Source organism: Phormidium sp. CCY1219, from assembly GCF_055795085.1.
In genome coordinates this window covers 1-14481 of the sequence record NZ_JAYFEQ010000624.1, presented here as the reverse complement: position 1 = coordinate 14481, position 14481 = coordinate 1, and the positions used below count along the sequence as shown (strand labels likewise).

General features: G+C 50.1%; 12 protein-coding genes. All 12 read left to right on the top strand.

The window, feature by feature from the left end:
• Positions 1–46: 46 nt before the first annotated feature.
• The 12 genes from AC0QH1_RS17845 (at position 47) to AC0QH1_RS17790 (ending at position 14463) form a co-directional block, all read left to right on the top strand.
• Positions 47–226 (top strand): hypothetical protein, encoded by a 180-nt coding sequence (locus AC0QH1_RS17845; protein WP_324632600.1) that lies wholly within the window; start codon positions 47–49, stop codon positions 224–226.
• Between the two features lie 348 nt (positions 227–574).
• A complete protein-coding gene (locus AC0QH1_RS17840; RefSeq protein ID WP_324632599.1) occupies positions 575–1750 on the top strand; it encodes a glycosyltransferase family 4 protein in 1176 nt (391 codons plus the stop codon).
• Positions 1751–1792: 42 nt separating this feature from the next.
• A complete protein-coding gene (locus AC0QH1_RS17835) occupies positions 1793–4021 on the top strand; it encodes a GumC family protein (protein ID WP_324632597.1) in 2229 nt (742 codons plus the stop codon).
• 45 nt (positions 4022–4066) lie between these two features.
• Positions 4067–5449: a flippase gene (locus AC0QH1_RS17830; protein ID WP_324632596.1), complete on the top strand. Its 1383-nt coding sequence runs from the start codon at positions 4067–4069 to the stop codon at positions 5447–5449.
• A gap of 32 nt (positions 5450–5481) precedes the next feature.
• Positions 5482–6399, top strand: coding sequence for a sulfotransferase family protein (locus AC0QH1_RS17825; protein WP_324632595.1), 918 nt, complete (start codon positions 5482–5484; stop codon positions 6397–6399).
• A gap of 61 nt (positions 6400–6460) precedes the next feature.
• The gene (locus AC0QH1_RS17820) at positions 6461–7360 is read left to right on the top strand and encodes a sulfotransferase family protein (RefSeq protein WP_324632594.1); all 900 of its coding nucleotides are present in this window, start codon (positions 6461–6463) and stop codon (positions 7358–7360) included.
• Positions 7361–7395: 35 nt separating this feature from the next.
• Positions 7396–8307, top strand: coding sequence for a glycosyltransferase family 2 protein (locus AC0QH1_RS17815; RefSeq protein ID WP_324632593.1), 912 nt, complete (start codon positions 7396–7398; stop codon positions 8305–8307).
• Complete coding sequence (locus AC0QH1_RS17810) at positions 8304–9581, top strand: O-antigen ligase family protein (RefSeq protein WP_324632591.1); 1278 nt, start codon at positions 8304–8306, stop codon at positions 9579–9581. The genes AC0QH1_RS17815 and AC0QH1_RS17810 overlap by 4 nt, the downstream gene beginning before the upstream one ends.
• Before the next feature lie 12 nt (positions 9582–9593).
• Positions 9594–10739: a glycosyltransferase gene (locus AC0QH1_RS17805; protein ID WP_324632590.1), complete on the top strand. Its 1146-nt coding sequence runs from the start codon at positions 9594–9596 to the stop codon at positions 10737–10739.
• Between the two features lie 145 nt (positions 10740–10884).
• Positions 10885–11457, top strand: coding sequence for a serine O-acetyltransferase (locus AC0QH1_RS17800; protein WP_324632589.1), 573 nt, complete (start codon positions 10885–10887; stop codon positions 11455–11457).
• Positions 11458–11650: 193 nt separating this feature from the next.
• Positions 11651–13945: a beta propeller repeat protein gene (locus tag AC0QH1_RS17795; protein WP_324632588.1), complete on the top strand. Its 2295-nt coding sequence runs from the start codon at positions 11651–11653 to the stop codon at positions 13943–13945.
• A gap of 173 nt (positions 13946–14118) precedes the next feature.
• Positions 14119–14463: a choice-of-anchor K domain-containing protein gene (locus tag AC0QH1_RS17790; RefSeq protein WP_324632587.1), complete on the top strand. Its 345-nt coding sequence runs from the start codon at positions 14119–14121 to the stop codon at positions 14461–14463.
• The last annotated feature ends 18 nt before the right edge of the window (positions 14464–14481 follow it).

Below are 14481 nucleotides of genomic sequence, written 5' to 3'. Positions count from 1 at the left end.
GTTATAAATATATAAGCAATTTAGATGCAATCTGTCTTGGAGGAAAATGCCTAATTTTTCCTCTGAGTCGCAACAAGCCAATGTTTTTGCAACTGAAAAAGACGGAAGCCTGAAGCCAAGTCAGCCTTATGACAGATGCCCTTCTACAGAAGAGGAGATAAGAATGGGAGAGAAGCTCGGTGTATTGTTTGGATTGCTTACACGGAGTGGCGATCGCCTGTTTTAATTAAATCTGTACTATAGAAATATTCCGAAGTCCGTAAGCATTTTGAAATTGCCAAGCGATCGAGCGAGCGACGGTTAAACGCTCGGAATGTTACAAAGCTTAACCGGAATTGAGATCGCGCTCGACAGTGAAACCTGAAGAGGGTCAATCCCCACCCAGCTTGGAGAACCAGTGGTGTAGGGGCTGGTAGACCGGAGAGGTTTACACTACAATTATGACAAAAAAAGGAGAGTATCCAATTTGATAAAGGTAACAGATTGAGATGCACGAGACCATCAAACGGAATTAATTAATCGGAATACATCGAGGGCGGTGAATTTTCGATGGCGACGAAACCAGAGGGAAACTATGAAAGTAATCATGCTCGGACCGAGCTTAGAGGAAAAAGGAGGAATGGGTCAAGTTGAAAAACTGATCCTCGAGAGAATACCGACCGAATTTGAAATGCAACATATTACCACCTGGGATGGAGAACCGAGCCAAAGGTCGAAGCTACACATGCTGAAAGTTTTCGCGCGAGCGCTGTGGTGCTTCCTCGGGGAATTGTGGCGCGATCGCGTAGATGTGGTTCACATTCATCTCGCTGAAAGGGGTAGCATCGTCCGCAAATCGATTCTGGCGCTGATAGCATTTGCCTTTCACAAACCGGTGATTATCCACACACATGGCTGCGAATTTCATTTATTTTACCTGACATTGCCGAACCCGATAAAACGAGCGATCGCCTGGTTGTTGCAACGCAGCACCTATACCATTGTTTTGTCAGAGAGTTGGAAAGAATTTTACGTCACCCATTGCGGTTTGAAGCCCGAACAAACCGTAGTATTGCTCAATCCCGTTGCCATGCCCGAGCATCTTCTCGATCGCGGCGAGGGCGATCGGCAGATCGATTTCATTTTCTTGGGAAAAATCACCCCACGCAAAGGCATTTTCGAGATGCTGCAAGCCTTTGCCAAATTGCCGAGCGAACAGCGAGAAAAAGTCAACCTAATTTTAGCCGGCACTGGAGAAATCGAGCGTGCCAGGGAGTTAGCCCAAGAGCTAAACATCGAGTCCCAAGTTAGCTTTCCCGGGTGGATAAACGGAGAGCAACGCAACGAATTATTAGCCAAAGGGGATGTCTTTTTGCTTCCTTCTTACAACGAAGGACTACCGATGGCATTACTGGAAGGGATGAGTTGGGGACTTGCGCCCATCGTCACCCCAGTGGGCGGAATTCCCGAAGTAGTTGAGGATGGCGAGACAGGATTAGTAGTTAATCCCGGGGATATTGAGGGGTTAGCCCAAGCCATGCAAAAGACCATCGAAAACGAACCCCTCAGAAGCGCCTTAGGACGTGCCGCACGCTCCCGAGTGGCCTCGTTAGATATTCATTATTATATTGAAAAGCTCGTAGAGCTCTATTGCGGTGCAGTAAAAAGTGCCGATGAAGGATCCAAGCCAAAACGATTGGGTCTCAACCTGAGCGCTGACGAGAAGAGCGAGAAGATTTTGTCTGAAGGAGTGTTGCGGAGCAGGCGATGAGAATAAAATGGAAAAACAGTTAATAATCGGGAGTGAAATCTGATGGAACATCAAGATTATCCAGAAGATATCGACTTTCAGAAATACTGGTTAATTCTGAAACGACATTGGTTGCCGGCGACGATGGTGTGGGTATTGACCACCATCGGCGCTCTCGGGGTTGCTTTAGTGTCCGAAAAACAATATCAAGCCTATGGAAAACTAAAATTCAAAAAACAAAGTACCACCTCGGCATTAGTCACCGAAGCCGGGGAAAAAATCGGCACCTTAGAGCCATTAAACCTGCAAGATAGCCCGATCGACACCGAAGCCGAGGTGTTGCGATCGGTGCCCATCCTGATGCAAGCCATCGAGGAATTAGACCTGACCACCGAGGAAGGCGAACCGATTAGTTATGAAAGCTTTCGCGAAGGTCTCGGCGTCAAAGCCCTGCAGGGAACCGACGTTTTGCTGGTTTCCTATAAAAGCCCGGAACCGGAAGAAGCCGAGGCGGTGGTCAATCGCATCATGGACACCTACATCGATAACAACGTATTGGTCAACCGCGCCGAAGCCGCTGCCGCCCGGGCATTTATTAACGAGCAGCTTCCCAAAACCGAAAAAGAGTTACAAAAAGCAGAAGCCGCTTTGCGAACCTTTAAAGAACAATATAATATTGTCAAACTCGAAGAAGAAGCAAGCCTGTCGGTCATTAGAATTTCTGAATTAGAGAGCCAAATTGACCAAGTAAAGGCGCGGGTTGAACAACAGACAGCGCGGATTGAAGATTTGCAGAATAAAATTGGCAGACCGTCTGAGGAAGCGCTGCTGCAAAGTAACGTGAGTAGCTCGATTGAAGTGCAGCAACTGCGCGAAGAGCTGCAGGAAATCGAAAAGCGATTGGCGAGGGAACAAAGTCGATTTCGCGACGCCCATCCGATGGTGCTGAAATTAAAGCAACAAAAAGCGCAACTGAGCGCGGAATTAGAACAGCAAGTAAATGGGATTGTCAATCGCCAAAGGCAGCCCCTACAAGCTCGAGATTTGCAGGGGGGAGAGCTGCAAAACGTGCTGATCGAATCCTTAGTCAGTTACGAAGCAGAACGCAAAGGGGCGATCGAACAGCTTAGATCCCTGATTCGCTCGCGTAACGAACATCAACAACGCGCCCAAATCCTGCCCAGACTCAAACAAATGGAGCAGGATTTGGAAAGACAGGTGGATGCGGCAAAATCCACCTACGAGATTCTGTTGAAAAGGCTGCAAGAAGTTAGAATTGCCGAAAATCAAAATGTAGGAAACGCGCAGATTATCAGTCCAGCAATGGTATCTGAATATCCGGTTTCTACCAGTCGCAAAATGATTCTCGCATTGGGCATCGTATTGGGAGGGGTTTTCTACGTTGTGACGGCATTCTTGCTGGAATTAATCGATCCGTCCATCAAAACTAGCAAAGAATTGCGGAAAATCCTGAACTATACCTTGCTGGCGATGATTCCCAATACCCAGAGAAAGCGACGGTTTAGGAGAAGAAAAATCGAAGATAAACTGCCGCAAGTGGCGGTGATTAAAAACCCGACATCGATGATTGGCGAATCCTACCGGATGCTACAGGCAAACTTGAACTTTTTGAGTCCCGATCGCAAATTACAAGTCATTGTGGTTACCAGTTCCGTGACCAAAGAAGGAAAATCCACCGTGGCGGCCAATTTAGCCGCCGCAATGGCAGAACTGGGAAATCGGGTGTTGCTGATGGATGCGGACTTGCGCCATCCGATTCAACATCATATTTGGAATTTAACCAATGCCAAAGGACTCAGCGATGCGATCGTCGGTCAACTGCAACCGCACCAGGTGGCACGACCCGTCGCGCCAAATTTGGACGTATTGCCTTCCGGGGTGATTCCGCCGAATTCCTTGGCGTTGCTGAGTTCGAAGCGGATGAATTCCCTGGTGCAAGATTGCCGGGAAGCTTATGATTGTGTGATTCTCGATACGCCGCCGTTGCTGTTAGTTGCCGATGCGCTGACAGTGAGCAAAATGAGCGATGGAATTTTGCTCGTGGCGAGACCGGGGTTGATTGACAGTGCCAGTGCGAATGCAGCCAAACAGCGTTTGGATCAATCGGGGCAAACGGTGTTAGGAATTGCCATGAATGGCGTGGTGGGCGAAACCGAACCGGACAGTTACTTCCATTATGCAGAAATTTATTACAAAGAAAATTCCCACGAAAATATCGATGGGGGTCGCAAAAAAATGTCCGAGGAACGGAAAAAGTCGATTTCTCATTAATTGCGGCGCGATCGCCCTTTAGCCTATCCATTTTATCGAGTTCATATGAAAAAGCATCCCAACGCGGCGATCGCCCGCTCGAAACAGTATCTTTTGCACAAGGTACGAGCCATTTTAGGAAATGCATCAGGGGATAATTTGAAAGGGTTTCTCGCCAAAGCAGTGGCGGGGACCTTTGGATTTAGAGTGCTCAATGCGGGCTTAGGCTATGCCATTGGATTGCTGCTGGCCCGCTTGCTGGGCGCAGAAGGGTACGGGATTTATGCCTACGCGATCGCTTGGGCGACCTTGCTGGAAATTCCAGCGACCTTGGGGTTAGCCCCTTTGCTCACCCGGGAAATAGCGGTCTATCAAACCCGAGGGGATTGGCATTTAGCCCGGGGTCTGTTGCGCTGGTCTCATCTGATGGTGTTGCTGGCGGGTCTGGGATTAGCCGCGATCGCCGCTGTGACCGCCACAGTTCTCACCTCAGATCCCGATTCTCCCCGACGGATTGTGTTTTGGATTGCCGCGATCGCACTCCCGCTGATGGCACTGTCGCGGATTAGAAGTGCGACGATGCAAGCCCTCGATCGCATTGTCCTGGGCCAACTCCCCGAACTGGTCGTCCGTCCCGTTGTTATCATTCTCCTGCTGTGCGGTGGGTATTTCCTGCTGGAAGAGCGCCTCACTGCACCGATCGCAGTGGCAATCTATACCACGGCCACCGCAGTGGCATTTCTCTGGGGCGCAGCCCTGCTGCAACGGGCACTGGCGGCTAAACTCCAACCCGCCTCTCCTGGCTATCGTCGGGGGGAATGGATCCGCGAAGCCTTACCGATGCTGTTCGTGGGCGGAATGTATATCCTCAACAACCAAACCGATACCGTCATGTTAGGAGCGATGGCCAATGCCGAAACCGTGGGCATCTATCACATTGCCAATCGCGGCGCGGGACTGATTACCTTTATTTTGGTTGCCTTTAATACTTCCCTCGGTCCGACCTTTGCCAGTCTCTACGCCCAGGGAAATCGCGAGAAATTGCAACGAGTCATCACGAAAAGCTGTCGGTTAATTCTCTTGGCCGCTGTGCCGATCGCCACAATTTTAATTCTCTTCGGAAATTGGTTTTTATTGTTATTTGGTCGGGAGTTTGTCGCCGGTCACGGTGTTTTAATCGTGCTGTGTTTGGGCCAGTTAACTAATGCTTTTACCGGATCGGTGGCGGTGTTGCTGAACATGACCGGCCATCAAAAAGATACGGCGATCGGTGTGACGATTAGCGCCTTGCTCAATATTATTCTGAATGCCACGCTGATTCCCCTGTGGGCTGGCGAGGGAGCCGCGATCGCCACCGCAACCAGTATGATGCTTTGGAATATCTTGCTCGTCTGGTTTGTCTACAAACGACTGAACATTTACGCCACCGCCTTGGGCAAAATCGGTTAATTTTATCCCCCGGAGGAGACAATCACATGATAATGCCAAACTTTCTAATAATCGGCGCTCCGAAAGCCGGAACCAGTGCCATTTATTACTACCTCAACCAACATCCGGAAATTTACATGAGTCCGGTGAAAGAACCCCATTTTTTTGCCTTAGAAGGGCAATCCATTGACTTTCAAGGTCCCGGGGATAAAGAGCGCTATCGGGATGCAGTGACTCGAGTAGAAGATTACCGCAAGCTATTCGATGGGGTATCGGACGAAATCGCGATCGGCGAAGCCTCCACCACGTATCTGAGTAGTCCGCAAGCCCCCTTCCGCATTCAGCATCACATTCCTGACGCCAAACTGATTGCCCTGCTTCGCAACCCCGCAGATGCCGCTTATGCCTGTTTTCTCCACCTAGTGCGCGATGGCGACGAACCCCTCACGGATTTTGCGCGGGCGCTGCAAGCCGAACCCCAGCGCATTCAGCAAAACTGGGAAGGCATTTGGCACTATAAAAATCGTTCCTTTTACTCTCCGCAAATCCAGCGATATTTGCAGGTTTTCGACCGCAACCAGCTCAAAATTTATCCCTATGACAGGTTTAAGCAAAATCCCACTGGCATATTGCAAGACATCTTCCAATTTTTAGAAGTAGACGATAAATTTATACCGGATATGTCGGAGCGCTATAATGTATCGGGAATGCCGCAAAACTCCACGTTAAACAAACTGATGGTCAAACCGAATCCCATCAAGTCTACTATCAACCAACTGTTGCCGAAAGAAATTCGGCACGGCATTGCCAATCGGCTGAAACAATGGAATTTTAGGGGCTATAAAAAGCCGCCCATGCCTCCGGAAATCCGCCAACAACTGCTGCGGGAATATCGCGAGGATATCTTAAAATTGCAAGAGTTGATTCACCACGACCTTTCTCACTGGTTGGAACCAATTGAATCGAAATAAAGGCCAAGTGGCAAAAGCCAATTCTGCGAGCCACTGCTTTGATGTTGTTCGATAAAATGCCATGCAAGAACCTAATTTTTTCATTGTTGGAGCGCCCAAATGCGGAACCACTGCCCTGAGCGAATATTTGAGGACGCATCCGCAGGTTTATATGTCTTCCCCGAAAGAACCTCATTATTTTGCCGAAGATTACAATCATACGCCGTTTACCACTTGGGAGCGCTATTTGGAATTATTTGCAGATGCTACAGCGCAGCACAAAGCCGTAGGCGAAGCATCGGTTCATTATTTATGTTCTGATGTGGCGTTAGAGAATATTCGCCGCGTTCAACCGACGGCTAAAATTATTGCCATGCTTCGCAATCCGGTAGAATTGGTTTATTCTTATCATTCGCAATTGTTGTACAATACGGGAGAAGATGAGCCGGACTTTGAAAAAGCGTGGCGGTTGCAAGGCGATCGCCAAACCGGAAAGTTTCTGCCCAAACGATGCAGCAATCCCCGGGTTTTGCAATACAAACATCTCGGACAACTTGGTTCCCAAGTGGAAAAACTCCTCGCTGTATTTCCCGCCTCGCAAGTCAAGTTGATTTTATTCGATGATTTTAAAGCTTCCCCGAAAAAAATTTATGACGAGGTGTTAGAATTTTTGCAGGTTCCGTCCGATAACCGGGTGGATTTTCCTCGGGTGAATGCCAATAAAGGGCACAAAAATCCGCTGTTGGGTCAGTTTACCGAAAAAACCCCCAGTTGGGCGATCGCCGTGGCGAAAAAAACCCAATCCTTTTTGGGAATCGAGAGCTTTGGCATTATGAATGCTATCCGCAAGGTTAATGCCAAACCCCAAGAACGTACTCCTCTCTCTCCGGATTTCCGCGCTGAGTTAATCGAAGAATTCCGGGCAGAAAATGATAAATTATCCCACATTTTACAGCGCGATTTAAGCCATTGGATGAGTTAAACCCTCTCAATTTGCTAACTACAGGGAAAAATTATATGCCAAACGAACCGTTAGTGACCATTGCCATCAATAATTACAATTACGGGCGATTTCTGGGCGCAGCCATTGACAGCGCATTGCAGCAAACTTATCCCCATATTGAGGTGATTGTCGTAGACGATGGGTCTACAGACAATTCCCGGGAGGTTATCGCCGAATATGGGGATAAAATTCTGCCAATTTTACAGGAAAATGGCGGTCAGGCGTCGGCTTTTAACAGTGGGTTTGAAGCCAGTCGCGGCGAGATTATCTGCTTGTTGGATGCCGACGATTTGTTTGTGCCGACCAAAGTGGCAGAGGTGGTGGAGGCGTTGCAAGAAAATCGCGATCGCGGGTGGTGTTTTCATCCGCAACAATGGGTGGATGCACAGCTCAATCCCATCCCCGGAGGACAAAAGGAGGTGGGTTTATCGGCAGAATACGATTTTAGAGGACCGCTGAAACGGGGAAAGTTAAACAATTACCTTCCGCCCTCGGGATTGCCGGCAACTTCGGCGTTTTGCTTTCGCCGATCGCTGTTGGAGAAAATGTTACCTATGCCTGAAATTCCCATACTCAGCGATAACTACCTCAAGTTTTTAGCCCTAGCGTTAACCCCGGGTTATGTCATCAATCGCTTTTTATCCATTCAGCGCATCCATCAAAATAATGCATATACCGATCGCAACGATCGGTTTAAAACCACGGCAAGAATTGAAATTCTCACCGCCTATTGGATGCGCCATTATTTTCCCGAAGCGATTTGGACGTTTAGCAATAATTGCTTTGCCAATGGCATTGCGGCGTCTTGGAAAAGTGGCGGGTTAGTAGGAGACTCGCGAGACTGGATAGATAAGTATCTCGCCAGCACTCCTTGGCGCGATCGCCTGACCATCTATTTAAAATCGGTTTATTACTATTTACAATGAGGGAATTAGTCAGACTCGGAGAAAAACTGCTAGTTATCGTCGGAATTATCTACCTGTCGGGTAGCCTCTATAAATTAGTTCCGGATCCGGTCTCTTCTCTGACTCAATATGGGGTTTATGGGATGAGTTTTCTGCTGCTGTTAGCGCGCTGGCGCAGAACGGTTCGCACCTTGTTGCGCGATCCATTTCTGTGGTTGCTGTTAACCCTGACCCTGCTTTCCTTTTTGTGGTCTGCGTTTCCTAAAGATACTCTAAAAAGTGGAATTGTCGCCTGTCAAACGGCTTCGTTTTCCCTTTACGTCGCTTCCTGCTATACCTTAAAACAGCAAATTCGCCTGATGGCATGGGCGATGGGAATTATCGGCGTTATCTCGGTGTTGTACACCCTCGGGATGCCCTCGGAAGGGATTCATACCACTGGGGATCATGCTGGGGCGTGGCGCGGCCTTTACGTGCATAAAAATATTTTAGCTGAAATTTCCGCCTATAGTGCCCTGATTTTCTTATTTTTGACGATGATTCTTCGCCGCTTTACTTATATTGCTTGGGGCGGTTTGTTCCTGTGGGTGGCGCTGCTTATCCTGTCTACTTCTAAGACGGGTTTGATGGTATTTATTACGGTTTCGATTCTGTTGCAGCTTTACAAGGGTTTGCGCTGGCGGGATACGAATGCGGTGATTATACTCAATATTATCATTTTAATTTTTGCGGCCCTGGCGCTCACGTTTATCAGCAATGCGGGAATCATTCTCGAGAGTATGGGGCGGGATTTGACCCTGACGGGACGAACGGAAATTTGGGCCGGTGCGATCGCCCGCATTCAGCAACGCCCCTGGTTGGGTTACGGGCGCGCTGCATTTTGGCATCCGAGAAGCGCGATACCGGCTGCGATCGGGGAAGAAATCGGGGCGAATTACATTCCGCCTCATGCCCATAATGGCTTCGTGAATCTCGCTTGCGATTTGGGTTTAATGGGATTATTCTTTTTTCTGCTGAGCTATTTCTTAGCGTGGGGACGGGCCTATCATCGGGCGCGGTTGACTCGCGGGCCGGAGCACCTGTGGCCATTGATGTACTGTTCTTTTTTATTGCTCTATAATATCACGGAAAGTTCGATTATGGCGCATAATTCTGCCCTGTGGGCAACCTACATGATGGCGGTGCTTTCTTTGGGACGAATTACCGTCGAGTCGCCGCTTCCGGAAAGCACCGAAGCGCCTTCCGCATCCCCAGCATTGTCAGGGGAAAAAGACAAGAATTATTCAAACGTTTAACGAGGGATAACCATGTCTGAAATTGCGATTTTTCTTAAAGATTTAGACGGGGGAGGCGCAGAACGGGTGATGCTGAATTTAGCCGAGGGTTTTGCTTGGCAAGGGATGGATGTAGACCTGGTATTAGTCACCCCAGAAGGGCCTTATCTTTCGCAAATTTCCCCACAGATAAACGCGGTGAATTTAAACCGCAAAAGTTTGTTGAGAAGCCTTCCAGATTTGGTGGGCTATCTGAAACGAGAACGCCCGAAGGTGCTGCTTTCGGCGTTGGAAGATACCAATTTGGTGGCGCTGTGGGCGAAATCCCTGGCGGGGGGTTGCACGCGCACTATCGTCACGGTTCACAATACCTTGTCTCGGGAATCGCGCCATGCACCGAATCTAAAACGCAAGTTCGTTCCCTATTTGATTCCCTGGGTTTATCCGATCGCCGATGCAGTGGTTTGCGTGTCGCGCGGTGTCGCCAAAGACTTGAACCAGTTAGGTTTGCGCGGGGAAAATATCCATGTGATTTACAATCCTATCGTCACGCCGCCATTGCAAGCCAAACAGGAAGAATCCATCGACCATCCGTGGTTTTCTCCGGGAGAACCGCCGGTGATTTTAGGGGTGGGACGGTTGAACAAACAGAAGGATTTTCCTACATTAATTCGCGCGTTTGCGAAAGTGCGAGAAAATCAATCGATGCGGTTGATGCTGTTAGGAGAAGGGGAGGAGCGATCGCATCTGGAATCGTTGGTGCGAGAGTTGGGTATTGCTGCAGATGTGGCGCTCCCTGGCTTTGTGGCGAATCCCTATGCCTATATGGCGCGATCGGCGCTGTTGGTGCTATCCTCGGCTTGGGAAGGGTTTGGCAACGTGCTGGTGGAAGCTATGTCTGCCGGTACCCCCGTGGTGTCCACAAACTGCGAAAGCGGTCCGGCAGAAATTTTAGCCGAGGGAACCTATGGGAAATTAGTGCCGGTGGGGGATAGTGAGGCAATGGCAACGGCGATCGCCCAAACTCTGGCAGAAGTTCCGGATGGTCAGGTCTTGCAAACTAGAGCGGCGGTGTTTTCTGCAGAGAATGCGATCGCCCAATATCGGCAATTATTCCCAATGGATTCCCCGGCGCGATCGCATGACTCGCCTAACCTCATTCAGCCTCGCGGTCAATGATTTTCCATTCCCACGGTGGCGATAAAAACGAGTTTTTCCCGGGAAATAGGAGCCTTTCCAAGCTCTTCCCTGGGGATGAGGAAAACTCAATCGCCAACTTGCTATCCTTGAACTGGATTAAAAGTGGGTTTTAAAGTTGTGAATTATGTTACAACCATTACAAGCAGATATCGAGCGCTACGTCTTGATGGACGAGCACCCCTGGTGGCTTCTACTGCTCACCAAGCAGGGGTTATGGGCGATGACTCAATATCGCTTTAGCCGCTGGGTGCATTTTAACGTTCGCATGCCGCTCGTTCGCCAATTTTTGAAAGTGTTTTGTGCCATTTGGCAAAAACTGATTGAAATCGTTACCGGCAGTGAATTTCCCAACCGCGCGGAAATTGGACAAGGAGTTTTTATCCCCCATGTTAACGGGATATTTATTCATTGCGATGCCAAAATCGGCAAGGAGTGCGTGTTAAGTCAGCAGGTGGCGATTGGGGCGGCGATGCGCGGCGACAATCAAGGCTGTCCCCAACTCGGCGATCGCGTGTTTGTCGGTCCGGGGGCTAAAATTATCGGCAATATCGAGATCGGCAATGATGTGGCGATCGGGGCCAATGCGGTGGTCACGAACGATATCCCGGATAACGCCGTAGCCGTGGGTATCCCCGCTCGAGTAATCAGTTACAAAGGCTCTGACGAGTTGATTCTCGCTGGCGAATCCTCACCGTGACTTTCCCCCGGAGAACTTCTATCCATTGGCTCAAACATCTATTTCCACATTTACCTAGGGTAAGGACTTGGCCCAAACCTGTGCCTACATTTCATCTAGATCGTTAATGCTTGAAAAACGGTATCGCACGGCTTTGACAAACCGGATTGGCTATTATCTTTTTCCCCGACAATTGCTACTCAGTTTTTCACCCATGAAACCAACGATCGCCCTCTCGAAAACCAAAGTTATCTATATTGCGGTTGCCATTGTTGCTTTTTTCTTTGCCGTTTATGCCAGCACTCTATTCAGCCCCTCTCCGGATGCGAATGTATCCACAATGGGTGCGAATCGCACGGTATTTACCACAGCGAATAACGAACGATACGAATGGAAAGCGGTAAAAATCGGCGGCGGGGGTTTTGTTACCGGGGTGACGATTCATCCCAAGGAACCGGATCTATTGTACGTCCGCACCGATGTGGGGGGTGCGTTTCGCTGGAACCCGCAAACCGAAAGCTGGGTGCAATTGCTGCGCGGGGATAATGTATCGCCGGAGATTTCGCGCAGTATCGAAAGTCTGGCGATCGCGCCGCAAGACCCCAACATGCTCTATATTGCCACCGGGGCTTACACCGAGCGCAAAAAACAACCCGTCCCCGGGGCGGTTCTCAAGTCGCGCGATCGCGGCGAAACCTGGCAAGTGCTAGACCTCTCCATCCCGATGGGGGGGAACGAAGATTGGCGCTGGACCGGAGAGCGTCTGGCGGTAGACCCCAACAACAGCAATATCGTCTATTTCGCCTCTCGCCGCAATGGGTTGTGGCACACGGAAGATGGCGGTCAAACCTGGAGACAGATCCCTACCGCCCAAGTACCGGTGGGGAAACCCCAGGGAGAGAAGGACGATCGCGCCGGGGTTACATACGTCACCTTCGACCCCACAGCGGCGGCGATCGCTAACAAAACCCAAGTTATCTACGCCGGGGTTGCCGGTCAAGGCATTTACCGCACCACCGACGGCGGTAACACCTGGGAATGGTTGCGCGGCGGTCCGGATCGCAAATTGGTGCCGCAACAGGGGGTCGTCAATGCCAACCAAGAATTAATCGCCACGTTTTATCGCACCAAACAAGACAGCCGAGGCGCAGTGTGGAAATACTCCCCCCAGGGGTGGCAAGACATTACCCCAGAACCGGGTAAAAATTACGCTGGCGTTACTGCAGACCCCAACAATCCGAATCGCCTATTTGTCCTCACCTATCCCATGACGCCGAAACAAATTTATCGCTCAGACGATGGCGGCGAAACCTGGGTGACGTTAAACCATCATTTGGATAAACTCCCTTGGTGGCCGCAGTGGAGTTTTTGGACCCTTTCTGGGGGAATTGCGGTGTCTCCATTCCAGAGCGATCGCCTGTGGCTCACCAACGGAATTGGTGTGTGGAAAACCGACAATGCAGGGGATAATTCCCTCCACTGGTCTGCGACAGTTAATGGTCTGGAAGAAACCGTCACCTTTGATGCACTCAGCACTCCCAATGGTGCCAGTTTGATTACCGCGATCGCCGATTTTGATGGATTTCGCCATACCTCTTTCTCGGAGTTTCCCACGCACAATCATGGCCGGGAAGTGTTTAATACCACCACCAGTATCGACTACAGTCGCGGCAATCCTAACTTTATCGTTTCTGTCGGTGCCACCCAGCATAATTTCTCCGTCAGTCGAGCGGGATTTTCGACGGATAATGGCCGCAATTGGCAGCAGTTTCCTTCCCTAGAAAATAACACTCATCCCGATAAGTTGGTGTTTGGAAATGTGGCAGTTTCGGCCACAGATACAAATAATATTGTGTGGCAACCAACCAATAGCGCGTCTCCCTATTATACCACAAATCGGGGAGAAACATGGCAGCAAAGTTCCTTGGTTTCGGGACAAAAAATGGGCGGGGCACATACCCATTTGTGGAATCCGCAGCAGGCATTAGCCGCAGATGCAGTGCGCGCAGAAACCTTTTATCTCTACCATCACGGCAAAAAAGGATTGCTTCGCACCGATGACGGGGGCGCAACCTGGGCGATGGTGAATGAAACCCTACCGGCAGGGGTTTGGAAAGGCGCGAATGTGAAAACGGCACCGGGAATAGCGGGGGAAGTATGGGTGAGTTTAAAGGAGAAAGGGTTGTATCGCTCGGTTGATTTTGGCGAGGAATTTGTGCGGGTGCCGCAGGTGGAACGCGCACAAGTGCTGGGATTTGGCAAAGCCGCACCGGGGATGAATCATCCGACGGTTTACCTGCAAGGAGAGGTCGCCGGCGCGCGGGGGGTTTTCCGCTCGACGGATTTGGGCGCGAGTTGGGTTAAAATTGCGGAAACGCCCAAGGGGTATTATGAAGATGCCCGGGTGTTGGTGGGGGATATGAATGCTTTCGGACGGGTGTTTTTGGGTACGGTGGGCAATGGGTTTATTTATGGAGAACCGATGAATGCTTCGCCAGGGGAATCGTGAGGTATTGTGGGGTGGGCAAGGACTTGCCCACCGTAGCGCTCGAAATGTAATGATTTGATAACGTTAGGCCCGGCGCTTGCGATCGCATGTAATTTTTTGTAAAGAACGTTCGATCGCCATACCCGGTTCGGGAGTATTATGGTGAGGAACATTTCGATCGCAGGTCGTTACTTATGCATAAAAGATTCACTGCCCTGGTAACGGGAATCTCCACCACTGCCCTCACTTGCGCGATCGCCCTGAGTGCTTCTGCTGCTCATGGGTTTACCCTCTCGAGTTCTTCTGGGACTTGGACGGGTACCGACGGCGGTCTTTTTGTCGCAACTCCCACGGTTGGCGGGGAAAATCAGGTGCGCTGGGGCAATCCGGCGACGAATGCGGGTCAAAGCGGATTGGGATTTACCGGGGTAGGTCGCACCACCTTTACTCCTGGGGAAGTCTTCCAACTCGGTACCCTGCGTCATCAGAAATTAGGGTTGGTAAGGGGGAGAACGGAAACCCTCGTCATTTATGCGTAGGGAGGAGTTCTCCCCCCT